This is a genomic window from Sphingobium soli (genome assembly GCF_020782245.1).
In the GTDB taxonomy this organism is placed as follows: domain Bacteria; phylum Pseudomonadota; class Alphaproteobacteria; order Sphingomonadales; family Sphingomonadaceae; genus Sphingobium; species Sphingobium soli.
In genome coordinates this window covers 91,860-114,527 of sequence record NZ_JAJGNP010000009.1, presented here as the reverse complement: position 1 = coordinate 114,527, position 22,668 = coordinate 91,860, and the positions used below count along the sequence as shown (strand labels likewise).

The window sequence follows — 22,668 nt, the reverse complement described above, 5'->3', positions numbered from 1 at the left end:
GGAATGGCGCACGCAGCGATTTTCCCGCTTTGCCTAGCGCCCGCGCCATGGTTAAAAGCCCGCCATGCCCTTGCCCGAACCGATGCCAGCGCCAGCGACCGGACGCTTCCTGTCCGCCGTGCATCATTTCCCGCTGCGCATTTATTTTGAGGACACCGATCTTTCGGGCCTGGTCTATCACGCCAATTATCTGCGCTATATGGAGCGCGCCCGGTCCGACATGCTGCGCATCGCGGGTATCGACCAGCGGAGCGAGCATGAAGGGGGCAGCGGCGTCTATGCCGTCACCGACCTTGCGATCCGCTATCGCCGGCCCGCGCGGCTGGACGATGACCTGATGGTGGTCAGCCGGGTCGCCGCCGTGCGATCGGCCAGCTGCACCATTGCGCAATCGGTCATGCGCGGCGACGAAGAATTGACCAACGCCACCATCACCGTCGCCTGGCTGACGCCGCAGGGCCGCCCGCAGCGCCAGCCAAAGGCCTGGACCGACATTTATACCCGCCTTTGCCAAGGGGAAGATCTCCACCCATGACGCTCAACCTGCCCGCCGGCGCGATGACCGACGCCGCGACCATTTCTCCGCTCGCCCTGTTCCTGCAGGCCGACATCGTCGTCAAAGGCGTGATGATCGGCCTGTTGCTGGCCAGCATCTGGACCTGGGCGATGATCATCGGCTTCAGCGTCACGCTGCGCAAGGCCAGCAAGGAAAGCCGCAAGTTCGAAGCGGATTTCTGGAAGGCCGAGGATATCGACCGTTTCTACGAAGCGCGTGGCAAGGGCAGCTTCCCGGCGGCCAAGGTCATGGCGGCCGGCGTCACCGAATGGCGCCGCTCGACCGCGCAGAAGGTGATCGACCGCGAAGGCACGCGCGACCGGCTGTCGACCGTCATGTCCAGCACCATCGCCAGCGAGGTCGATCGCCTGTCCGACCGGCTGAACATCCTGGCGACGATCGGATCGGTTGCGCCTTTTGTCGGCCTTTTCGGCACCGTTTGGGGCATCATGCGCGCCTTCACCTCGATCGCGGCGGAACAGAATAGCTCGCTTGCCGTCGTCGCGCCGGGCATTGCCGAAGCGCTGTTCGCAACCGCCATCGGCCTGTTCGCCGCCATCCCCGCCGTCATCGCCTACAATCGCTTCAGCCACGGCATCAACCGGCTGGAAGCGGCGATGACGCGTTTTGCCGACGGCTTCTATTCGACACTGAGCCGCGAACTGGAGGCGCAACGCTGATGCCGCGCGCAGCTGACATACAGGGCGCGCGCTGATGGCGATGGCGGGGCCTCCCTCCGGCCGGCGCGGGCGCGGCCGCGCGCCCATGGCCGACATCAACGTGACGCCGCTGGTCGACGTCATGCTGGTGCTGCTCATCATCTTCATGGTGACGGCGCCGCTGCTGGTGACGGGCGTGCCCGTGAACCTGCCCGAAACCCGCGCCAAGGGGCTGGACCAGGACGCCAAGCCCACGGTCGTGTCGATCGACCGCGACGGCGGCTTGTTTATCGACGACGCGCAGATCAGCGACGCCGAATTGCCCGACCGCCTTGCTGAAATCATGGCGGCCAATGCCGGCAAGGCGGACGCGCCGCAGATTTTCCTGCGCGCCGACACCGCGCTCGACTATGGCCGGGTAATGCGGGTCATGGGCGAGCTGAACCGAGCCGGCCTCAACAAGGTCGCGCTGGTCAGCACCGGCTCGGACAGCGACGGTTCAGAATAGGGGCCATAGGTCGTTTATATGGAGCGCGCGGAAAAGATCGGCCTTGGCGTCGCGACGGCGGGACATGTCCTCCTGTTCGGCTTGCTATCGGCCGGATTCCTCTCGACCCCCAACCCGCTCAAGCTCAACAGCCCACCTATGGACGTGAGCCTGGTGGACGAGGTGGCGCTCAAATCCATGGCGCCGCAAATTTCGACGCAGCCGCCCCCGCCCAGCGTCGCCCCGGATCAGGGTCCGACCGAAGAGGCCGCGCCCGCGCCTGAACCCGCGCCTGCGCCGGAACCGACGCCCGCGCCGCCCGAACCTGCGCCAGCGCCGCCGCGCCCCGCGCCAAAGGAGGCTCCAGCCAAGCCCAGGGAAAAGCCCGCGCCGCCCAAAAAAGCGACGGCCAAGGCTCCTGCCAAACCCAAGCCCGCAGCCGAAAAGCCGGCGGCGAAGGCAAAGCCCAAGCCGGAAAAACCGGCTTCAAAGCCTGCCGCGGCAACGCCCGCCAAATCATCGAGCAAAGCCAAGAAGACCAGCGACGCGCCGGCCAAGGCATCGGGCGCGGGCAAGGCGGACAAGCCGCGCGGATCGCTGCTGGGCAAGGATTTCCTCAAGGGCATCGACACCAGCGCCGATGCCCCGCGCAAGGCCGCGCCGCCGCCTGCCGCCGCCATGGGGCCGGCGCAGAAATCCGCATTGGACGCGGAAATCCGCCGTCAGTTGAAACCCCACTGGCGTCCGCCTTCGGGCGCGGACGCCGACCAGCTCGTCACCCTGCTGGAAGTGCGGCTGGACAAGAGCGGCGCGCTCGTCGGCACGCCGCAGGTGATCGACCAGCTCGGCGTCACGGCCAGCAACCGCCCGCAAGCCAAGCTGCACGCCGAACGCGCGATCCAGGCCGTGAAACTCGCCGCCCCCTTCAGGAATTTGCCCCCTGAATTTTACGACCAATGGAAATGGCTCCGGCCACTCCGCTTTGACGCGAGGCTGAACCGATGAAAACGACCTTCCTGCGCACCCTGTCGCTTGCGACGGTCGCGCTCGCCGCCCTGTTGACTGCACCGGCCATGGCGCAATTGTCGGTCGATGTGACCGGCGACATTGACAGCAATCTCAAGATCGCGGTGCCGCCCATGCCCGCGCAGCAGGAAGCCGACACGCCGGCCGGGTCTGCCAGCGACCTTGGCCGCAAGATCGCCGAAGTCATCGCGTCGGACCTTAAAAGCTCCGGCCTGTTCGATCCTTCGGGACCGGGCGGCCTACCCGCCATACCCTTCCCCGAAGTCACCTTCCCCCAATATCAGAAATGGGGCGCCTACCAGGCGTTGGTGCAGGGCTTCGTGCGGACCAGTGGCGGCGAAGCCGACATCACCGTGGGCTGCTATCTCTATGACGTGGCGCTGCAACAGGAATTGACGCGCCAGGGCTATGTCGTCGCCCCGCGCGACTGGCGACGCGCGGCGCATAAATGCGCGGATGCCATCTATGCCCGCCTGTCGGGCGAAAGCCCCTTCTTCGACAGCCGCATCGCCTATATCGCCGAAAGCGGCCCCAAGGGGAACCGGACCAAACGGCTCGCCATCATGGATTCGGACGGCGCGAACCACCGCTTCATCACCAACGGCCAGTCGATAGCGCTCACCCCGCGCTTTTCACCCGATTACAAATCCATCGTCTATGTCAGCTATCTGGGCAGCCGGGTCCGCCTCTATGTCTATGACATCGGCACCGGACAGCAGCGCCTTGTAACGGAAAGCAACAACCCGACCTTCGCGCCGCGCTGGTCGCCCGATGGCCGCAACATCCTCTTTTCCATGGCGGCGGCCGGCAACACCGACATTTATCGCGTCTCCGCCAATGGCGGATCGCCGGTGCGCCTCACCAACTCGCCCGGCATCGACGTGGGCGGCAGCTATTCGCCCGACGGCAGCCGCATCGTCTTTGAAAGCGACCGGTCGGGCGGGCAACAACTCTATGTCATGAATGCGGACGGGTCGAACCAGCGCCGGATCAGCCATGGCGGCGGCCGCTATGCGACGCCGGAATGGAGCCCGCGCGGAGACCTCATCGCCTTCACCAAGCTGTCGGGCGACTTCAAGATCGCGGTGATGTCGCCCAATGGCGATAATGAGCGGATCCTGACCAATGGGTGGCAGGATGAACAGCCCACCTGGTCGCCCAATGGGCGCGTGCTGCAATTTTTCCGCACGACGCCGGGCCGCCAGGGCACCAGCCAGGTGTGGCAGGTGGACCTGACCGGCGTCAACGAACGGCGCATCCCGACGCCGCTCAGCGGCTCCGACCCGGCCTGGGGACCGCTGCTTCCCTGACCGGGCCGCCGGAACCCAATCGTCTTGACAGCGTAACGATGTTTACAGACCCTGTCGCCGCCCCCTCCCCTTCAAGCCGGGCGGCAGACAGCGCAACAAGGAGACCTTGTGATGAAATTGTCCCGCACCGTGCTCGCCGCAAGCGCCATCATCGCCCTTGCCGCCTGCTCGAAAAAGCCGCCGGCCGAACTGCCCCCCGCGCCGGGCGGCACGGACGCTGGCAGCACCATGCCCACAGGCCCCGCCACGCCCGCCGGACCGCGCAAGGGCAGCCAGGAAGATTTCGTCGCGTCCGTCGCCTCCGACCGCATCTTCTTCGGCCTCGACCAATATGATGTTGATGCTGAGGATCAGGCGACACTGCAAAGCCAGGCCGCCTGGTTGCAGCAGAACCCATCGGTTCGCGTCACGATCGAGGGCCATGCCGACGAACGCGGCACGCGTGACTATAATATTGCGCTCGGTGAACGCCGCGCCAATGCCGCCAAAAACTATCTCGCCTCGCTCGGCATCGATCCCGGCCGGATCACCACCGTCAGCTATGGCAAGGAACGCCCCGCCGCGCTCGGCTCCGACGAAGCCGCCTGGGCGCAGAACCGCCGCGCGGTGACGGTCACGATCCAATATTGATCCGGGCGCTTCGACCCGACGACATGATGGCCCGCCGATCGCCCCTGATCGGCGGGCCTTTTCGTCCGCCGCAACAAATCTGCTGACAACGCCGCCAAATTGCCCGATACCCTTTCCGATATATGGGACGCGCCCGCCATATGGGACGCGCAAGGGGCAAGCATGGCGACACAGCATCAGGACGACAAACAGGAACAGGGGGTCAAGGGCACGCAGACCTTGATGCGGGCGCTCGACATCATGGACGAAGTGATCGACGGGCCGATCCGCGCCGCCGACCTGGCCCGCAAACTGGGCATGAGCAAGACCACCGCCCACCGGCTGGTGCAGGCGCTGCGCTCGCGCAACTATCTGTCGGTCACGCGCGACGGCTTCGCGCTGGGGCCGAAGTTATTGCAGCTGGGCGTGCTGGCGACCGAACAGATCGACTATGTCCGGGTCGCCCGCCCCTTCATGGAATTATTGTCCGAACGCACCGGCTTCTGCGTCTTCGTGGGCAAGCGGGAGGGCGAATTTTCCCGCCATCTCGACCGCGTCACCGGCACGCAGCGTCTGCGCGTCGCCACCGCGCCGGGCGACCGCCGCCCCATCGCGGAAACCGGCATCGGCAAAGCGTTGCTGCTCGACGAGGATGAGGAGACGTGGCAGCGCCTCTATGTCGAGGCCAAGGGCGGTACCGCCACCAAGGCGCAGATCGACCGGTTCCTCAAGGACATGCGCGCGCACAAAGCGCGTGGCATGGTGTTGCATGACAGCGAGCTGGGCGATGGCGTACGGTCCATCGCGGTCCCGATCCGCGATGCCAAGGGCCAGATCGGGATTGCCATCTCGATCGCCAGCGCGGCGCATTATCTGACCGACGATCTGCGCCCCGACCTTGCCGAACAGGTGCGCCGCGCCGCCGAACAGATCAGCGGCGCCGTGGGCTACGCCGCGCCACGCTGACGCGGGCCACCCCGACAAGAAAAAGGGCGCGGTCCACAGATGTGACCGCGCCCTTTAGGTTTCGGGAGGATTGGGGGATTACATCCGGTAGGTCACGCCGAAGGTGAAGGTCCGGCCGATCCGCGTTTCGAACAGCGTGTCCTGACGCTGGCTGTCGATATAAAGGCGGTTCTGTTCATCGGTCAGGTTTTGCGCCTCGACGATGATCTTCAGCCGGTCGGTCACATTGTAGCTGGCCGACGCATCCATGTAGAAGGTCTTGGCATTGCCCTGAAGATCGCTGCCCGGCGACGCCGGGATGCCGCGGATGAACTTGTCGCGGAAATTGCCGGTGGTGCGGATGGAGAACTTGTCATCCTCATAATAGAGCGTGCCCGACGCGGTATTTTTCGACAGGCCGACCAGGTCCGCCGTGGTTGTGACCGTTGGCGTACCGTTCACACTGGCAAGGATATAGTCGATCTTCGATGTGACATGGGTGTAGTTGGCCAGCACGCCGAAATTACCCAGGAACCCGTCCAGGAAGGTGAAGGGAATCTGCGCATTGAGCTCGATGCCCTTGAGCGGCCCGCCCGGCGTGTTGAAGGGCTGCGACACGGTGAACAGCTCGGTCGGTGCGGTGTTGGTCCCGTCCAGTAGCTCGATCGGCAGGCCCAGTTCGTTGAACGGGATCTGGCTGTTCACATTCTGGATGAAGCTCTTGATGTCCTTGTAGAAGAAGGCAGCCGACAGCAGCGATCCGGGGCGGAAATACCATTCCACCGCCACGTCGAACGTGTTGGCGCGAATGGGGTCGAGGAAGGGGTTGTTGACATTGCCGACGCGGGTCACGCCGTTGACGCCGCTGGTGGGCGTAAGCAGCCCCAGTTCCGGACGCGCCAGCACCTTGGCACCCGACAGGCGGACAAGGACGTTGCGCACCGGCTCGATCACGATATTCGCCGACGGCAGCCAGTCGTCATAGCTGTTGGTGGCCGCGGCGAACTGCCCGCCAAGGCCGGTGGGCGATGTCGCGCTGGACACGGTGATATAGCCCGACGAGCGCATGTCGGTCTTGACGTAGCGCACGCCGATGTCGCCGCGCACGCCAAAACCGATCGCCTCCTCCAGATCGAAATTGGCCATGATGTAGCCGCTCATCACCTCTTCGCGGACCCGGCTGTCGCCGCCGCCGCATTCGACGCCGCAATAGCGCACCGAATCAAAGCCGAAGGTGTCGGCCCATTTTTCCGGGTCGATCGCTGCCCAGCTGGACGGCGCGCCATTGCCCCACAGCTTGTCAACGCCCGTGATCGACCGCGTAAGATCGGCCAGGCTGGTACCGGCCGGCAGCGGCTGCATCACCAGGTCTGCCGAATAGGGCCGCAGGAAGGTCGATTTGAAATCGCTGCGGCGATATTGCCCGCCCGCCCGGAAGGACAGCGCGTCATTAACCGTCCATTTCAGGTTCATTTCGCCGGTCATGTTGTCGGTGGTGTTCTTCGACGGCTTGCCCTGATAGCTGAAGCCGCCAAGGACCGTGCCATCGGGCCGACCCGGCGCATAGTTGAAGCTGGCCGGATCATTGACGTCGATGCCGAAGCCCAGAACGGGCGTCGTGCCGCCATCGCGGAAATCGATGGTGAAGCCATCAGTGTCGATCGCGTCCATATAGGTTTGCAGGCGCTTCTTGCCGTCCCAGATCGACCGGTTGAAGCCGACGATGCCGCTCACTTCCAGATTGTCGTTGAGGCGACGGCGGAAATTGAGGTTCGCCTGCTTGAAGGTCGATACGAAATTGTCGACCAGTCCTTCCGACCGCACATCGACGCCGTCGAACGCGCCATAGACGAGCGAGCCATTCTCATCGAATTCGACATCGCGTACCGACGTCATCGGCTGACCATTATTGGACGCCGACCGCGCGAAGGAGACAGCGCCGATATAATTGTCGCGCCGCGTGACTTCGAACCGCGAATAAAGCAGGTCGAGCGAAATGTCGGTGTCGTCGTCGGGATTGAATTGCAGCGTCAGCGATCCGCCGATCCGTTCCTGATCCTGTTCGCTGTTGAGGTAGCGCGGCAGGCGCGGCAGGAAGGCGCCGCTGCCCGGCGTATTGGGCAGGTCGTCGCGCCGCAGGTCCTGGATCGCCTGATAGGCGGCAGGGTCGCTGGTGCGTGGATTGCCTGTACTGCAATTTTCCGCCGTTACACCGCGCAAGAGCAACTGCTCGGGCGTCTGGCCGGCGGTATTGATCGGCGCGCCGAGCGGCGAACAGAAGCCGCCATTGGTATTAGCCGACAATATATCGACCGCTGAATAGCCTACTTCGCGGATATTGCGCTTCTGATAGGCGATCGAACCGAGGATGCCGAAGCCGCTGTCGCCGAATTTCTTGGAAATCAGCATCGACGCGCGCGGATCGACCTGTTTCGACAGTTCGTTATAGACGCCGCGCGCGGTCATGGAGAGGACAAAATCGTCCTTCTGGTCCATCGGTTTGGGCGCGGACAGGTCCACTGTCGCGCCCAGCGATCCTTCCTCCACATCGGCCGACGGGGTCTTGCGCACGGTCAGCGCGGAGAAGATTTCGGTCGGGAAGACGTTGAAATCGAAGCTGCGGCCATTATTGCCCGCGCCATAAATGTCCGACGAACCGGTCTGCGACGTGCCTTCCATCCCGTTGATCCGTACGCGGGTGAAGCCGGCGCCCAGGCCGCGCACCGAAATATTGCGGCCTTCGCCGCCGTCGCCACGCGCCAGCGCCACGCCCGGCACGCGCTGCATCGATTCCGCCAGGTTGGAGTCAGGGAATTTGCCGATATCTTCGGCCACGATTGAATCGATCGCCGCGGCTTCCTGCCGCTTCATGCCCAGCGCGCTGTCCAGCGACGCGCGGAAGCCGGTGACGACAATGTCCGCTGTGTCCTGCTGTTCTGCCTGTTCCTGCGCAGCGGCGGACGCGCCGATCATCATGGTCGAAATCATCGCCAGCGCCGACACCCGGCGCGCGAACATGGCACGTGTCACCTGAACAGACATAAATCCTCCCCTTCGATTCCGGCCTTTCCCGGAAGTCCCGCTATATGGAACCATTGCTCAATTTATACGGATTCGCGCGTCAATGCCATAGAAATCAACATATGACTAATAATCCCACATCATGAACTGCATGAAGGATAAAGGCCTTGTCGTTTCGGCAAGTCCCGATATATGGTTCGCAAAACTATTTAACGGGACGGAGAATCCCTTTTGAGGATATTGGCCCCACGTCATCCCGCCAGGCGCGGGCCGCACCCATCGCCGCCTCTGCACGGGCGGTCGGCTTGGGGGAATATGCCGACCTCGGCATATTCCCCCATTTTGCTTCCTTACCGGATGTGCAGCCCGGCATGAGTCTGCCGCTCTTGCTGATCGCCATGGCCGCTGCCGCGCCGGCTTCCCTCCATTTCGACCTCAGCGACCAATCGCCGCAGCGCCATCAGGTCTATCAGCCCGGCGGGCATGGCATGGAGCCGGGCGCGACGGAGCGCGACTATCTGTTTTCCGTTGCGCTGCCGGAGGGCAATTATCGCGTGACGGTGCGGCTGGGCAGTCGCACATCGGCCGGCAACACCAGCGTCAAGGCGGAAGCACGGCGGTTGATGCTGCGCAATATCGCCACGCGCAAGGGCCAGTATGTAGAGCGCAGTTTCCTGGTCAATATCCGCACCCCCGCGCTGCCGCCGCCCCCTGAAAATGCGCCCGGTGGCGCGCGGGTGCTGCTGACGCCGGGCGACCGCGCCGAATATACATGGGATGACAAGCTGACGCTGGAATTTCTGGGCCAGCCGCGCGTCGCCTCGCTCGACATCGCGCCGGTGGATGCGCCCACGCTGTATCTGGCCGGCGATTCCACCGTTACCGACCAGTTTGCCGAGCCGGCTGCCAGTTGGGGCCAGATGCTCCCCGCGATGCTGGACGATCAGGTCGCGGTCGCCAATCATGCCAAGTCCGGCGCGACGATGAAAAGCTTTTCCAGCGACCTGCGCCTGGCGAAATTGCTGTCGGGCATGAAGGCGGGCGACTGGCTGTTCATCCAGTTCGGGCATAACGACCAGAAACGGCAATGGCCGCAAACCTATGTCGATCCGCAGACCACCTATCCCGCCTGGCTGCGCGTCTACATCGCCGAAGCCCGGCGGCGCGGCGCGCATCCGGTGCTGGTCACATCGCCCGAGCGGCGCAATTTCGACGCCGGGGGCCGGATAGAGGACACGCTGGGCGCCTATGCCGATGCGATGCGCCGTGTCGCTCGGGAAGACGGCGTGCCGCTGATCGACCTGAACGCTGATAGTCGCGCCATCTATGAAGCGCTTGGTCCTGACGTCGCCCCCACTGCCTTCAACGATGGCGGCCGCGACAAGACGCATCACAATAATTATGGCGCTTTCCTGTTGGCTAGCGCCGTGGCGCAGCGGATCCGGACGATCCTTCCCGATCTTGCGCCGCACGTTACGGCGCCGGCATTCGATCCGCGCCATCCGCCGAGCGCAGAGCAAATCGCCATCGTGCCCAGCCTGATCCACAGCGATCAGCGCCCGGCCGGCAATTGAGCATGATGGCGATGAGCCGCCGCGACGTCGCACTGGGCCTGATCGCCGGCGGCTTTGCCAGCCTGCCTTTCCCCGCCCATGCCGCGCGCCAGTTCGACGTGCGCGATCATGGCGCGCGCGGCGACGGGCGGACGATCGACAGCGCCGCGATCAACGCCGCGATCCTGGCCGCATCCGCGGCCGGCGGGGGCACCGTCATCGTGCCGCGCGGGCGCTATCTCTGTTTTTCCCTGCGGCTGCAAAGCCGCGTCACCCTGTTGCTGGCGGACGGCGCGGTGATCGAGGCGGCCGACCCTGCCCGTCATGCAGGGCGCTATGACCTGCCCGAAGACGGCATCGACCAGCTCTATCAGGATTTCGGCCACAGCCATTGGCACAACAGCCTCATCTGGGGAGACAATGTCGAACAGGTGGCGATAACGGGGGCGGGCATGATCCATGGCGTGGGCCTCACCCGCGATGGCCCCGGCGCGCGCTGGAAGACGCAGGCCGGCGAACGGCCGCTGTCCATGGCGCAGATGACCGATGCCGATATCGCAAGGCTGGAACCGGACGCGGCGAAGATGCACGGCCTTGGCAACAAGGCGATCGCGCTCAAAAATGGCCGCGACATTCGCCTGTCGGGCTTCACGATCCTGAAGGGCGGGCATTTCGCCATCCTCGCCACCGGAACGCAGCGGCTGACGATCGACGGCCTTTCCATCGACACCGATCGCGACGGCATCGACCTCGACTGCGTGCGCGATGTGCTGGTGGAACGCTGCCGCGTCAATTCGCCCAATGACGACGCCATCGTGGTCAAGAGCAGCTATGCGCTCGGCCGCGCCATCGCAGCGGAAAATATCCTGATCCGCGATTGCGACGTGTCGGGCTATGACATGGGGTCCATGCTGGACAGCACGCGCGGCACCACCCAGCAGGTCGCCCCAGATCAGGACCGGGTCACGGGCCGCATCAAGCTGGGCACCGAAAGCAATGGCGGCTATCGCAACATCCGGATCGAGGATTGCCGCTTCACGCGCTCCCGGGGCCTCGCGCTGGAAACCGTCGATGGCGGAGCGATGGAGCATATCGTCGCCCGCCGCCTCACCCTGCGCGACGTCACCACCGCGCCGCTGTTCCTGCGCCTCGGCGACCGCCGGCGTGGGCCGCAGGACACCGGCATCGGCATGATTCGCGACGTGGAAATCAGCGAAGTGGACGCGCGCGGCATCGACCATCGTTTTCCCGCCGCGCTGGCGGGCCTGCCCGGCCACCCGATCCGCGACGTGGTGCTGCGCGACGTCCACCTGGCTTATGCCGGCGGCGGGACGGCGCAGGACGCCGCGCGTCGCCCGGCCGAACTGGCCGACGCCTATCCCGAACCCAGCATGTTCGGCGTACTGCCCAGCTGGGCGCTCTGGGCACGGCATGTCGAGGGGCTGACGCTCGACCGCTTCACTGCGACGACCAAAGCGCCCGATGCGCGGCCGCCGTTGCTGCTCGATGACGTCGCCCGTCTCACCATACGCGACACGCCTTTGGCTGATTGACGAACATATGGGACACTGCTACCAAATATCGGTCTAAGGTTCCATAATATGGTTCATCGAGGGGAAGCCATGACGATCCACGCCTTCAAGATGCAGCTCAAGCCCGGCGTGGTCGAGGAATATCGCCGTCGCCATGACGAGATATGGCCCGAACTGTCTGCTTTGCTGTCCGAATCGGGCATCCATGACTATTCAATCTTTCTGGATGAAGACACGCTCAGCCTCTTTGCCGTGCTCAAGCTGCGTGCCGACAACAGCCGCGACGCCCTGCCCGATCATCCGGTGATGAAGCGCTGGTGGGACTATATGGCGCCGCTGATGGAAGTGCAGCCGGGCAACCAGCCGCGCGAATGGCCGCTCCCCCTGCTGTTCCACATGGATTGACGGCACACCCATGCGCACCCTGATCGCCGCCCTGCTGCTGGGCTCCTCACTCGCTGCCGCACCCCTGCCCGTCCGCGCGCAGGAAGCCCGGCCCACCGCCAACCTGTCCGCGCCGGTCAAGACGTTCGGCCGCGTTTCCTATGACGCGCGCTCGCTGATGATCGATGGCAAGCGGGCCATCATCTGGGGCGGGGAATTCCATCCCTTCCGCCTGCCTTCGCCCGATCTGTGGCGCGACATCCTTCAGAAGATGAAGGCCAGCGGCTTCAACACCGTCGCCCTCTATTTCGACTGGGGCTATCACAGCCCGAAACAGGGCGTTTACGACTTTACCGGCATCCGTGATCTTGACCGGCTGCTGACGATGGCGGAGGAAGAGGGCCTCTACGTCATCACCCGCGCCGGCCCCTATGTGAATGCGGAACTGACGCGCGGCGGCTTTCCGGGCTGGCTCGTCAACCAGCGCGCCCGCGCCCGCACCGACGATCCCGATTATCTCAAGGCGGCCGACGAATGGCTGAGCCACATCAATCCGATCATCGCCCGGCATCAGATCAATGCGGACCCCAAGCGCAAATATGGGGTCATCCTGCATCAGATCGAAAATGAGCTGGCGCTAACCACGCCGGCGCAGCGGCGCTACATGGACCATATCTTTGCCAAGGCACGCGCCGACGGCATCACCGTGCCGATCTTCCATAACGATCAGGGCCGCAACGGCTATTGGGTGCCGGAAAGCAGCCAGGTGGACAAGGTCGTCCACGGCCCCAACGATATGTATGCGTTCGACGGCTATCCCGGCGGCACCTGCACGGTGGAGGGCGAACCCACGCGCGGGTCGGCCGCGCCCGACTGGGGCTATTATGGTCCGGGCGGCCCAAAAGGCGGCGCATCGGCTTCCCCCGACACGCCCGGCTTCCTCGCCGAATTTGGCGGTGGCTGGTTCGACTATTGGGGGTCGAACGGCGGCTATGACTGCAACGCGATCCAGCGCGGCAAGCGGTTCCAGCGCGTCTTCTATGGCACCAACCTGGCCAACGGCATCGGCATCCAGAGCTTCTACATGACCTATGGCGGCACCAGCTGGGGCTGGCTGCCCGCCCCGGTCGTGTTCACCAGCTATGATTATGGCGCGGCCATTTCCGAACCGCGCGCGCTGCGTGAGAAAGCGGAGGAGATGAAGCAGCTGGGCGGCCTCATCGCCTCTGTCCCCGACCTAGCCGGCATGATTCCCGCCGGCGCAGTCCAGATCAGCGATCCCGACATTCAGGTCTATCATAACAAGAGCCCGGAAACCGACACCCGCTTCCTGATGGTGACGCACAAGCCGTCTAATGGCCAAAGCCGCGACAGCTTCAGCTTCACCGCCGACCTGCCCGATGGCCGCTATACCGTGCCGATGCAGCTCAATGGCTTCGACGCCAAATGGCTGATCGCCGGCGCAAATCTGGGCGGTCAGCGGCTCGTCTATTCGACATCGGAGCTGCAATCGGCACAGGCCATGGGCGACCGCGACGTGCTGCTGTTCTACGGCCGTGCGGGCGAACCGGGCGAAACCGTCCTGCGCTACGCCTCCGCGCCCCGCGTGACGTTGATCGAAGGACAGGCGACCAGCGCCTTTGACGCGGGCAAGGGCGACCTCAAGATCACATATACCCATCAGGGCCGCGCGATATTGCGCGTCGAAGGCGGCGGGCGTCCCCCGCTTACCCTCATCCTTGCCGATGAAGCCGAAGGGGCGCGCTACTGGCGGCGCGACGGGATGCTGGTGCGCGGCCCCGCCCTGCTGCGCGATGCGTCGGTGCGCGGCGGCACGCTCGCGCTCACCGGCGATACCGCGCAGGACAGCCCGCTCGAAATCTGGGCGCCTGCCGCCGTGCGCGCCGTCACATGGAATGGCGCCCGGGTCGCAACCGCCGCCACGCCGGCTGGCAGCATCGCCGCCAGCCGGCCGCTCGCAGGACCTGCCGACATTGCCCTGCCGCCGCTCACCGACTGGCGCATGGCCAAGGGCTCGCCCGAATCCGATCCCACCTTTGACGACAGCGCCTGGCAGGCGATCGATCGCCGCGCCTATGCCAGCATCACCGCCCGTCCCGATGGCCAGCCCAACATGCTGATGGACGCCTATGGCTTCCATGAAGGCGACGTCTGGTATCGCGGTCGCTTCACCGGCACGCCCGACGCAAAGGCGCTTTCGCTTTTCTACGGCGCGGGCGGATCAGGCCTCGTCCAGGCATGGATCGACGGCCGGTTCCTGGGCGAAGCGGAAACGCCCCATGGCCTCCCCCGCCCGATCACGACCGGCACGGCCCGCTTCGCCCTGCCCGCGAGCGCACAGTCGGGCGATCATGTCCTGTCCGTCATGGTCCGCAACAATGGCCATAATTGGGACCTAGATTCCGACGATTTCCACAAGGAAGCGCGCGGCCTTGTCTCCGCCTCGCTGGAAGGCGGCCCGTCCGGCCGCAGCTTCGCCGTGCCGATCGACTGGAAGATCCAGGGGCGCAAGGGCGGCGAGACGCTGGCCGACCCGGTGCGGGGCGTCGCCAATAATGGCGGCCTGTATGGCGAGCGGATGGGCTGGCACCTGCCTGGCTTCGACGACAGCGCATGGGCGAAAGCCAGCGTCCCCGCGCCACAGGCGATGGCAGGCACCAGCTGGTTCCGCACCGCCTTCACCCTTGCCGTGCCCAAGGGGCAGGACGCGACCATTGGCCTGAGCTTCGGCAATCCCGACACGCCACGGTCGCCGGTTCGCTATCGCGTGCTGATCTTCGTCAACGGCTGGAACATGGGCCAGTTCATCGCCCATATCGGCCCGCAACGCACCTTCCCCATTCCCGAAGGCATCCTCAATCACCGGGGCGAAAATCATGTCGCGCTCGCCGTCACGTCGGACGGCGCGCCCGGTGACGCGCTGGAAAGCGTGCGCCTCGTCACCCTTCGCAACGTCAAAGGCGGTCTGCCCGTGCAGATGGTAACCGCGCCAAAAGCACCTTCAGACCTCAAGGAGATCAAATAACGTGGCCGCTCTCAATCATGACGTCCCGCGCAGCCAGGTCGTCGATTCCATCGGCCGGCTGATGGACAATCTCGTCAACATCAAGGACGAGACCGGCGAATTCCTGCTCCATCTGGACGATGGCCGCATCATCGACACCAAGGGCTGGGCCGGATGGGAATGGACCCATGGCGTCGGCCTGTTCGGCATGTGGCGCTATTATGAGCAGACCGGCGACCAGACCGCGCTCGCCATCATCAAGCAATGGTTCGAGGATCGCTTTGCCGAAGGCACGCCGACCAAGAATATCAACACGATGGCCCCGTTCATCACGCTGGCCTATCTGTACGAGCATGAGCCCGACCCGCGCTATATCCCCTATCTCGACACCTGGGCCGAATGGCTGATGGCGCCCGATGGCCTGCCCAAGACCGAAGAGGGCGGGTTCCAGCATATCGTCTATAATGACGAAAATCCCGGCGAAATGTGGGACGACACGCTGATGATGTCGGTCCTGCCGCTGGCCAAGATCGGCCTGTTGCTGAACCGCCCCCATTATATCGAGGAAGCCAAGCGCCAGTTCCTGGTCCACATCAAATATCTGTTCGATACCAAGACCGGCCTGTGGTTCCACGGTTGGGATTTCAACGGCCGCCACAATTTCGCGCAGGCGCTGTGGGCGCGCGGCAATTGCTGGGTGACGATCGCGATCCCTGAAATCATCGAGATTCTGGACCTCAAGGATGGCGACTTCTTCCGCACCTTCCTGATCGACACGCTCGCGGCGCAGGTAAAGACGCTTGCCGAGACGCAGGACGCGGAAACCGGCCTGTGGCACACGCTGATCGTCGATCCGACCAGCTATCTGGAAGCTTCGGCCACCGCCGGCTTTGCCTATGGCATCCTCAAGGCCGTGCGTAAGGGCTATCTGCCCCGCCATTATGAGGATGTCGGCATCAAGGCGGTGCGCGGCGTGCTCGCGAACATCGACGAAGCCGGCGAATTGCAGCAGGTCAGCTTCGGCACCGCGATGGGCGACACCCAGCAATTCTACAAGGACATCGCGCTCACCTCCATGCCCTATGGCCAGAGCCTGGCCATTTGTGCGCTTGGGGAATTTCTGCGCACCTATATCTGACGCGGTCAGCGGCGGGAGGAAGGGAGATGGAAGGACCGTTCGAGCGCCGCTTTCTGCTGAAGGGCGCCGCCGGCATGTCGATGCTGGCGGCGCTTCCCGCGTTCGAGCCGAACCGCGCCTGATGCTGGCGCGGCTGTTCCTGATCCTGATGCTGCTCGTTGGCGGCGCACGCGCGCAGGCCGCTGACTGGGTCGGCGCCGCCGCCGGGCCAGGCAGCTTTCCGCTCGCGGCCGATGGCGCGGCCGCGCGGATCGTGACCGATCCCGCCGATCATGCGGTGGTCCAGATCGCCGCCACCGATCTGCGCGCCGACATCGCCAGGGTCACCGGCGCGTCCCCCGGCGGCACCGCACAGGTCTGGATCGGCACGCTGGGCCGCAACGCCGCCATCGACGGGCTGGTCGCCAGCGGTCGCATCGACGTTTCCCGCCTGCGCGGCGCATGGGAAAGCTTCCTCATCCAGACCATCGACCGCCCTGCGCCCGGCGTGCGGCAGGCCCTGCTCATCATCGGCAGCGACCGGCGCGGCACCGCCTATGGCGCCTATGAGTTGTCGCAGGCCATCGGCGTGTCCCCCTGGCATTGGTGGGCGGACGTCACGCCGCTGCATCGCGACGCGCTGCATGTCTCACCGGGCACCCGCCGCTTCGGCCCGCCTTCGGTGCGCTATCGCGGCATCTTCCTTAATGACGAGGATTGGGGGCTCGTCCCCTGGGCGGCAGGCACCCATGCCCCGGACGAACCGCCGCTTGGCCCCAAAAGCTACGCTCGGGTCTTCGAACTGTTGCTCCGGCTCAAGGCTAATCTGCTCTGGCCGGCGATGCACCGCATCACCCGGCCCTTCAACGCCGATCCCGCCAATGCCGCCTTGGCCGATCGCTATGCCATCGTCATGGGGTCCAGCCATGCCGAACCGATGCTGCGCAACAATGTGGGCGAATGGACTGCCCCGGTCGCCGATTTCGACTATGCGAAAAATCCCGGCGGCGTCGGCGCCTATTGGCGCGAACGAGTCGCGACTAACGCCCGCTATGAAAGCGTCTGGACGCTGGGGATGCGCGGCATCCATGACAGCGGCATGGTCGGCCCCACCAGCATGGCGGACAAGCGCGCAACGCTGGAGCGCATCTTCGCTGACCAGCGCGCCATGCTCCGCGACCATGGTATCGAACGCGCGCCGCAGGTGTTCATGCCCTATAAGGAAGTGCTCGACATTTATCGCGCCGGGCTGACCGTTCCCGACGACGTCACGCTGATGTGGCCGGACGATAATTTCGGCTATATCCGTCGCTTCCCCAATGCGGCCGAGCGCGCCCGGCCGGGCGGATCGGGCATTTACTATCATCTCTCCTATCTTGGCGCGCCGCTGTCCTATCTCTGGCTCTCCACCACGCCGCCCGCGCTCATCCGCGAAGAGATGGGCCGCGCCTGGGATCGGGGCGCGCGGATGATGTGGGTGGCCAATGTCGGCGATCTCAAGCCCGCCGAGCTTGCCACCGACTATTTTCTGCGCCTCGCCTGGGATGTTGAAGGGACGCGCGCGCGGCCGATCGACGATGTTGTCGCCCAATGGGCGGACGAGAACATCGCGCCGGGACAGGGCGCGCGGATCGCCCCGCTCTTTGCCGCCTATCACCGGCTGAACTTCGCGCGGCGGCCCGAACATCTGCAATGGTATCTGCCCGGTGAAAAGGCGCACCCCAGCCCGCTCGACATCGCGCAGGCCGATGCCCGGCTGGCCGAATTTGCGCGGCTGGAAGCGGCGACCGACGCCCTCACCCCGTCGATTCCTGCCGCGCGGCAGGATGCTTTTTTCGAACTGCTCGCCTATCCAGTGCATGCTTCCGCCGCCGCCAACCGCCGCGTCTTTGCCGCCGAAGCCCATGACCGGCTGCGCGATACCGACCTTGCCGGAGCGACGGCGCGGGGACGGATGGCCTGGGCGGCCGACGCACAGCTTCGCGCGCTGACCCGGCGCTATAATCGCGACCTTGCCGGCGGCAAGTGGCGGGGCATGATGGCGATGGAGCCGGCCGACGGCCAGTGGCGCAGCTATCGCATGGCCGCGCCGCTGCTGCCCTCAGCCGACGCGCCGCTGCCTGGACCCAGGTCCGGCGCCACGTCCCCCGCGCCCGCGCCGACCGTCGCGCCTATCATCGTCGCACCGGATCGTTTTGCCGTGTCGGCCGGCTGGCGCAAGGTGGATGGCCTTGGGCGGCAGGATGGGGTTCTGGCGAGCGATGGCAGCGGCGCAGCCCGCGTCCGGATCAATCTGCCCCAAGGTTCATGGCGCATGGTCGTCGATATACTCCCCACCTATGCCGACGCGGACGGTGGCCCGCTGCGTCTCGTCGTGGCGGTCGACGGCAGGCGTCAACGCATCGACATTCCCCGTACGACCGGCGACCGCGACTGGGCCGATGCGGTGCTGGACAATCGGATTACCATGCCCGTCCCCACGCGGCTTGACGGCGGCGCGCATCGCATAGCCCTTGAAGGCGCAGGAGAACCGTTGCTGGTGGAGGCGGTGCGGTTCCTGCCGGAACGGATGTTGGATGGCAGCTTGCACTAATTCCAAAATATGTGATAGCGACCCACTATATGACATTAGCTATGTCACGTGCGCGAAGATCAGGAAGAATGGGCGCATCGCATGACGAGGCGGAGGAACTGAATTGCCCGATATTGCCCCACCCGTGACGCGCCCGGTCCGCCTCCACAATTATCTCGCCTATGGCTCCAACGACGTGCTGGGCGCTGGGTCGATGGCGGTGATCTCGGGCTGGGTGCTGATCTTCTACACGCAATTTTGCGGCCTGTCCGCCGGCCAGGCGGCGACCATCTTTGCCGTGGCGCGCATCCTTGATGCCTTCGCTTCACCGATGATCGGCTATATTTCGGATCATTTCGGCGGCACCTGGCTTGGCCAGCGTTTCGGTCGTCGGCGCTTCTTCATCCTCGCGGCCATTCCCCTGCTGCCCAGCTTCGCGCTGATGTGGCTGCCAGGGCAGGGTTTCTGGTATTATCTCGTCAGCTATGTGCTGTTCGAACTGGTCTACGCGATGGAGATCATCCCGTTCGAAACGCTCGCCGCCGAAATGTCGAGCGACTATCGGACGAAAGCGAAATTCGCGGGGTCGCGGATTCTCTTCGGTCAGGCGTCCGCCATCCTCGCCGGCTTCCTGCCGCTCTGGCTGATCGAGGCGCTGGGTCGCGACAGCGCCGACACCTTCTTCTACATGGGCATCATCTTCGCCATCCTGTTCATGGCCACGGCGGGCCTGCTTTACGCATTCAGCTGGGAACGGCATCTTCCCGCCGAAGCCGCCGCCGCGGCGCGGGCCGGTCCACGCGCGGCCGGCGGGCCGGGTCAGGCTCTGAAGGCGCTCTACCGCAATCTCTTTTCCACCATGCGCATCCGCGCCTTCCGCCTGCATCTGGGCATGTATCTGGGCGGCTATATCAGCCAGGACATTTTCAACGCGGCCTTCACCTTTTTCGTGATCTTCGCGCTGGCCGGCTCGACAGCCATCGCCTCAGGGCTGCTAGGCACCATGTATATCGTCCAGTTCGTGGCGGTTATCATCGCGATCAACCTGGCGCTGCGCGCGTCCCCATCGCGCGCCTATCAGGTGGCGGCGGCGGATTTCGCGGTCGGCGCGCTCGCGCTGGTCGGCCTGTGGCTTTTGGGCGTGCCGGCCACATCGCCCTGGATCTGGCTGCCGATCATTCTGTCGGGCCTGGGGCGCGGCGCGCTCAACTATATTCCCTGGGCAACGTACAACTATATGGCCGACGTCGATGAAATCGTCACCGGCCAGCGACGCGAGGGCAGCTTCGCGGGCGTGATGACCTTCGTGCGCAAGGCGACCCAGGCGGCGGCGGTCGCGGGCGTCGGCTTCATCATGCAGGCGGGCGGCTTCGTGTCGGGCGCGCAGGTGCAGAGCGATCAAGCGATCCTGACCATGGCGCTGCTGCTGGGCGTCGGCACGGTGGGCTGCCTATCGGCAGGCATCTATATTTCCACCCGTTTCCGTCTCAGCCCCGCGACGCACGATATATTGATGCACGAAATAGAACATCTACGCAGCGGCGCACGCACCCCCAGCACCCCGGCCGCCGGCGCGGTGGTGGAGGATCTGTCGGGCTGGCGCTATGATCAGCTGTGGGGCAACAACCCGGTCGCGGGCGCCGCCGCGCGATAGAGGAAAAGGGAGATATCAAGGATGCGCAGCCTTCTATCCATCGGCCTGTTGCTGGCCCTGTCCGCTGCGCCCGCCCAGGCGCAAAGCTGGTCGCGCAGCTGGATGGCCGCGCCCTTGGTGTCCCGCACGCCACCGGAAAAACGCCCGGATCTTGGCAATCGCACATTGCGCCAGGTGGTGCGCATATCGACCGGAGGGACGCGCATCCGTCTGCGCCTCTCAAACGAGATGTCGACGCAGCCGCTGCTGCTGGGCGCGGTCCATGTCGCACTGGCCGGCGACAATGGCGAAACGCTGCCCGGCACCGATCATGTCGTGACCTTCAATCAGGCCCAGGGTGCGACCATCCCCGCCCGCGCGCCGCTGCTAAGCGACCCGATCGCGATGCCGGTCAAGCCGCTGACCCGCCTCACCATCAGCATTCACCTGCCCCAGGGCGCGCCGGACGCCACCGTGCACAGCTATTCGGCCGCCACCGGCTGGACCGCGCCGGGCGACCAGACCGCCGCGCCGCGCATGACTGACACGACGACGCTCGGCCCGCGCGTCATCATTGCCGGCGTGGAGGTCGAAAACCGAAAACCCGCCCGCACCATCGTCACGCTGGGCGATTCCATCACCGACGGGGTGCGCGCCACGCCCGACAGCAATCGCCGCTGGCCCGACCTGCTGGCCGAACGCCTGCAAAAGGCCGGCATGACGCTGACCGGTGTCGCCAATGCCGGCATCAGCGCCAACCGCCTGCTATCCGAAGCCGATGGGTATAACGCCCTTGCGCGCTTCGACAGCGATGTGCTGGCGGTACCGGGAGTCAGCCATGTCATCATCCTGGAAGGCGTCAATGATCTGGGCGCGGCCGCGCGCGAACAACGCCCCATGCTGCCGCCTGCGACCATCATCGGCGCCTATCGGCAGATGATCGCGCGCGCCCATGGTCGCGGCGTGAAGGTGATCCTGGCCACCATCCTGCCCTATAAGGGCGCTGGCTATTGGAGCGAACAGGGGGAGGCGACGCGCGTCGCCGTCAACGACTGGATCCGCACCACCAGTGAAGCGGATGGCCATGTCGATCTCGCCAAGGCGGTCGCCGATCCGGCCGACCCCGCGCGCATGGCCAAGCCCTATGATGTGGGCGACGCGCTGCATCCCAATGATGCGGGCTTTGCCGTCATGGCCGACGCCATCGACCTGGCCCTGCTGCGATGATCGCATCGCTGTTGCTGATGGCGATGGCGGCATCCAGCGCGCCGGTTGCGCCAAAACCGCTCTATCGCGACCCGGTGCATGACGGCGCGGCGGACGCATCGACCGTCTACGACAAGGCGACGGGCGAATGGGTGATGTTCTACACCAATCGCCGCGCCGACCTGCCCCGCGCCGACGAAAAGGATGTGCGCTGGGTGCATGGCACCGCGATCGGCACTGCGCGGTCGAAGGACGGCGCGCAGTGGCGGTACAGCGGCACGGCCGATATTCCCCAAGGCTGCACCGGTCCCACCTTGTGGGCGCCCGAAGTGCAATGGCTGGCGGGCCAGTGGCATATGTGGCTGACGGTCGTGCCCGGCGTCTTTCGCGACTGGAATGCGCCGCGCTACATCGTCCATCTGACCAGCCCCGATCTTGCGTCATGGACTTGCGGCGACCGGCTCGATCTCGGGTCGGACCGCGTCATCGACGCCAGCGTGCTGGCGCTGGGCCAGAGCCACTACCGCCTCTTTTTCAATGATGAGCGGCAGAACAAGGCGATCGTCACCGCCGACAGCCCGGACCTTGTCCACTGGACGGTCGGGAAGCGGCTGACGCAGACGCCGGGCGAAGGCCCCAAGGCCTTTCGCTGGAAGGGGCGCACCTGGCTCATTTCCGACGCGTGGAAAGGGTTGCTGGTCATGCGATCCGACGATGGCGGCGACAATTGGATCACGCAGCCCGGCCATATTCTAGGCACGTCTGGCCGCCACCCCACTGATCGCGCAAAGGGCCAGCATCCCGACATCGTTGTTGCCGGCGACCGGGCCTATATCCTCTATTTCGTCCATCAGGATGGCGAGGATGAGGCGAAGGCCGACCCTGAATGGCATCGCCGATCCGTTATTCAGATTGCCGAACTCCAGGAAAAGAGCGGTATCATCAGCGTCGATCGCAACGCCCCCGTCACGATCCGCCTGACCCCCTGATCAGGGCCGATTTTCCTTTGCCTGTAAAATGGCTAAGGATCGGT

The 22,668-nt window shown here is 65.0% G+C and carries 17 protein-coding genes; 16 read left to right on the top strand and 1 reads right to left on the bottom strand.

The window, feature by feature from the left end:
• Nucleotides 1–64: 64 nt before the first annotated feature.
• From LL253_RS12315 to LL253_RS12285, 7 genes are all read left to right on the top strand, one after another.
• Entirely contained in the window at nucleotides 65–535 is a 471-nt protein-coding gene (locus tag LL253_RS12315) for a YbgC/FadM family acyl-CoA thioesterase (protein WP_323133411.1), read from the top strand.
• On the top strand, nucleotides 532–1,236 hold the full coding sequence (tolQ, locus tag LL253_RS12310) for a protein TolQ (protein ID WP_009820524.1): 705 nt from the start codon (nucleotides 532–534) through the stop codon (nucleotides 1,234–1,236). The genes LL253_RS12315 and tolQ overlap by 4 nt, the downstream gene beginning before the upstream one ends.
• Before the next feature lie 34 nt (nucleotides 1,237–1,270).
• Nucleotides 1,271–1,723 carry a protein TolR gene (gene tolR, locus LL253_RS12305; protein ID WP_009820523.1) on the top strand — a complete coding sequence of 151 codons (453 nt, stop codon included), beginning with the start codon at nucleotides 1,271–1,273 and terminating at the stop codon, nucleotides 1,721–1,723.
• Nucleotides 1,724–1,741: 18 nt separating this feature from the next.
• Nucleotides 1,742–2,707 (top strand): cell envelope biogenesis protein TolA, encoded by a 966-nt coding sequence (locus LL253_RS12300; protein WP_228227372.1) that lies wholly within the window; start codon nucleotides 1,742–1,744, stop codon nucleotides 2,705–2,707.
• Complete coding sequence (tolB, locus tag LL253_RS12295; protein WP_228227371.1) at nucleotides 2,704–4,038, top strand: Tol-Pal system beta propeller repeat protein TolB; 1,335 nt, start codon at nucleotides 2,704–2,706, stop codon at nucleotides 4,036–4,038. Before LL253_RS12300 ends, tolB begins: the two co-directional genes overlap by 4 nt.
• A gap of 111 nt (nucleotides 4,039–4,149) precedes the next feature.
• The gene (gene pal / locus LL253_RS12290) at nucleotides 4,150–4,668 is read left to right on the top strand and encodes a peptidoglycan-associated lipoprotein Pal (RefSeq protein ID WP_009820520.1); all 519 of its coding nucleotides are present in this window, start codon (nucleotides 4,150–4,152) and stop codon (nucleotides 4,666–4,668) included.
• A 162-nt stretch (nucleotides 4,669–4,830) separates the two neighbouring features.
• Nucleotides 4,831–5,613 (top strand): IclR family transcriptional regulator, encoded by a 783-nt coding sequence (locus LL253_RS12285; protein ID WP_009820519.1) that lies wholly within the window; start codon nucleotides 4,831–4,833, stop codon nucleotides 5,611–5,613.
• A gap of 78 nt (nucleotides 5,614–5,691) precedes the next feature.
• Here LL253_RS12285 and LL253_RS12280 read toward each other — a convergent pair whose 3' ends face one another.
• Complete coding sequence (locus LL253_RS12280; protein ID WP_228227370.1) at nucleotides 5,692–8,634, bottom strand: TonB-dependent receptor; 2,943 nt, start codon at nucleotides 8,632–8,634, stop codon at nucleotides 5,692–5,694.
• A 350-nt stretch (nucleotides 8,635–8,984) separates the two neighbouring features.
• On the opposite strand from LL253_RS12280, the gene LL253_RS12275 reads away from it, so the two are divergent.
• From LL253_RS12275 to LL253_RS12235, 9 genes are all read left to right on the top strand, one after another.
• On the top strand, nucleotides 8,985–10,187 hold the full coding sequence (locus tag LL253_RS12275) for a rhamnogalacturonan acetylesterase (protein WP_228227369.1): 1,203 nt from the start codon (nucleotides 8,985–8,987) through the stop codon (nucleotides 10,185–10,187).
• Between the two features lie 11 nt (nucleotides 10,188–10,198).
• Nucleotides 10,199–11,719: a rhamnogalacturonidase gene (locus tag LL253_RS12270; protein WP_228227368.1), complete on the top strand. Its 1,521-nt coding sequence runs from the start codon at nucleotides 10,199–10,201 to the stop codon at nucleotides 11,717–11,719.
• 69 nt (nucleotides 11,720–11,788) lie between these two features.
• Nucleotides 11,789–12,103: an L-rhamnose mutarotase gene (locus LL253_RS12265; protein WP_009820515.1), complete on the top strand. Its 315-nt coding sequence runs from the start codon at nucleotides 11,789–11,791 to the stop codon at nucleotides 12,101–12,103.
• A 10-nt stretch (nucleotides 12,104–12,113) separates the two neighbouring features.
• The gene (locus tag LL253_RS12260) at nucleotides 12,114–15,128 is read left to right on the top strand and encodes a glycoside hydrolase family 35 protein (protein ID WP_228227367.1); all 3,015 of its coding nucleotides are present in this window, start codon (nucleotides 12,114–12,116) and stop codon (nucleotides 15,126–15,128) included.
• 1 nt (nucleotide 15,129) lies between these two features.
• Nucleotides 15,130–16,245 carry a beta-galactosidase BglB gene (bglB, locus tag LL253_RS12255; RefSeq protein ID WP_228227366.1) on the top strand — a complete coding sequence of 372 codons (1,116 nt, stop codon included), beginning with the start codon at nucleotides 15,130–15,132 and terminating at the stop codon, nucleotides 16,243–16,245.
• 121 nt (nucleotides 16,246–16,366) lie between these two features.
• Nucleotides 16,367–18,817 (top strand): glycosyl hydrolase 115 family protein, encoded by a 2,451-nt coding sequence (locus tag LL253_RS12250; protein ID WP_228227365.1) that lies wholly within the window; start codon nucleotides 16,367–16,369, stop codon nucleotides 18,815–18,817.
• Nucleotides 18,818–18,941: 124 nt separating this feature from the next.
• Nucleotides 18,942–20,450, top strand: a complete 1,509-nt coding sequence (locus LL253_RS12245; RefSeq protein ID WP_407696098.1) for an MFS transporter — start codon at nucleotides 18,942–18,944, stop codon at nucleotides 20,448–20,450.
• Between the two features lie 21 nt (nucleotides 20,451–20,471).
• The gene (locus LL253_RS12240; RefSeq protein WP_228227363.1) at nucleotides 20,472–21,656 is read left to right on the top strand and encodes an SGNH/GDSL hydrolase family protein; all 1,185 of its coding nucleotides are present in this window, start codon (nucleotides 20,472–20,474) and stop codon (nucleotides 21,654–21,656) included.
• Complete coding sequence (locus LL253_RS12235; protein WP_228227362.1) at nucleotides 21,653–22,624, top strand: glycoside hydrolase family protein; 972 nt, start codon at nucleotides 21,653–21,655, stop codon at nucleotides 22,622–22,624. The genes LL253_RS12240 and LL253_RS12235 overlap by 4 nt, the downstream gene beginning before the upstream one ends.
• Nucleotides 22,625–22,668 lie beyond the last annotated feature (44 nt).

Bases quoted from the DNA above. Each gene is read 5' to 3' on its own strand.
- tolB (WP_228227371.1), top strand. From the start codon at position 2,704: ATGAAAACGACCTTCCTGCGCACCCTGTCGCTTGCGACGGTCGCGCTC.
- LL253_RS12275 (WP_228227369.1), top strand. From the start codon at position 8,985: ATGAGTCTGCCGCTCTTGCTGATCGCCATGGCCGCTGCCGCGCCGGCT.
- tolR (WP_009820523.1), top strand. From the start codon at position 1,271: ATGGCGATGGCGGGGCCTCCCTCCGGCCGGCGCGGGCGCGGCCGCGCG.
- LL253_RS12270 (WP_228227368.1), top strand. From the start codon at position 10,199: ATGAGCCGCCGCGACGTCGCACTGGGCCTGATCGCCGGCGGCTTTGCC.
- LL253_RS12315 (WP_323133411.1), top strand. From the start codon at position 65: ATGCCCTTGCCCGAACCGATGCCAGCGCCAGCGACCGGACGCTTCCTG.
- LL253_RS12265 (WP_009820515.1), top strand. From the start codon at position 11,789: ATGACGATCCACGCCTTCAAGATGCAGCTCAAGCCCGGCGTGGTCGAG.
- tolQ (WP_009820524.1), top strand. From the start codon at position 532: ATGACGCTCAACCTGCCCGCCGGCGCGATGACCGACGCCGCGACCATT.
- LL253_RS12240 (WP_228227363.1), top strand. From the start codon at position 20,472: ATGCGCAGCCTTCTATCCATCGGCCTGTTGCTGGCCCTGTCCGCTGCG.
- LL253_RS12300 (WP_228227372.1), top strand. From the start codon at position 1,742: ATGGAGCGCGCGGAAAAGATCGGCCTTGGCGTCGCGACGGCGGGACAT.
- LL253_RS12260 (WP_228227367.1), top strand. From the start codon at position 12,114: ATGCGCACCCTGATCGCCGCCCTGCTGCTGGGCTCCTCACTCGCTGCC.
- LL253_RS12280 (WP_228227370.1), bottom strand. From the start codon at position 8,634: ATGTCTGTTCAGGTGACACGTGCCATGTTCGCGCGCCGGGTGTCGGCG.
- LL253_RS12250 (WP_228227365.1), top strand. From the start codon at position 16,367: ATGCTGGCGCGGCTGTTCCTGATCCTGATGCTGCTCGTTGGCGGCGCA.
- LL253_RS12285 (WP_009820519.1), top strand. From the start codon at position 4,831: ATGGCGACACAGCATCAGGACGACAAACAGGAACAGGGGGTCAAGGGC.
- LL253_RS12235 (WP_228227362.1), top strand. From the start codon at position 21,653: ATGATCGCATCGCTGTTGCTGATGGCGATGGCGGCATCCAGCGCGCCG.
- pal (WP_009820520.1), top strand. From the start codon at position 4,150: ATGAAATTGTCCCGCACCGTGCTCGCCGCAAGCGCCATCATCGCCCTT.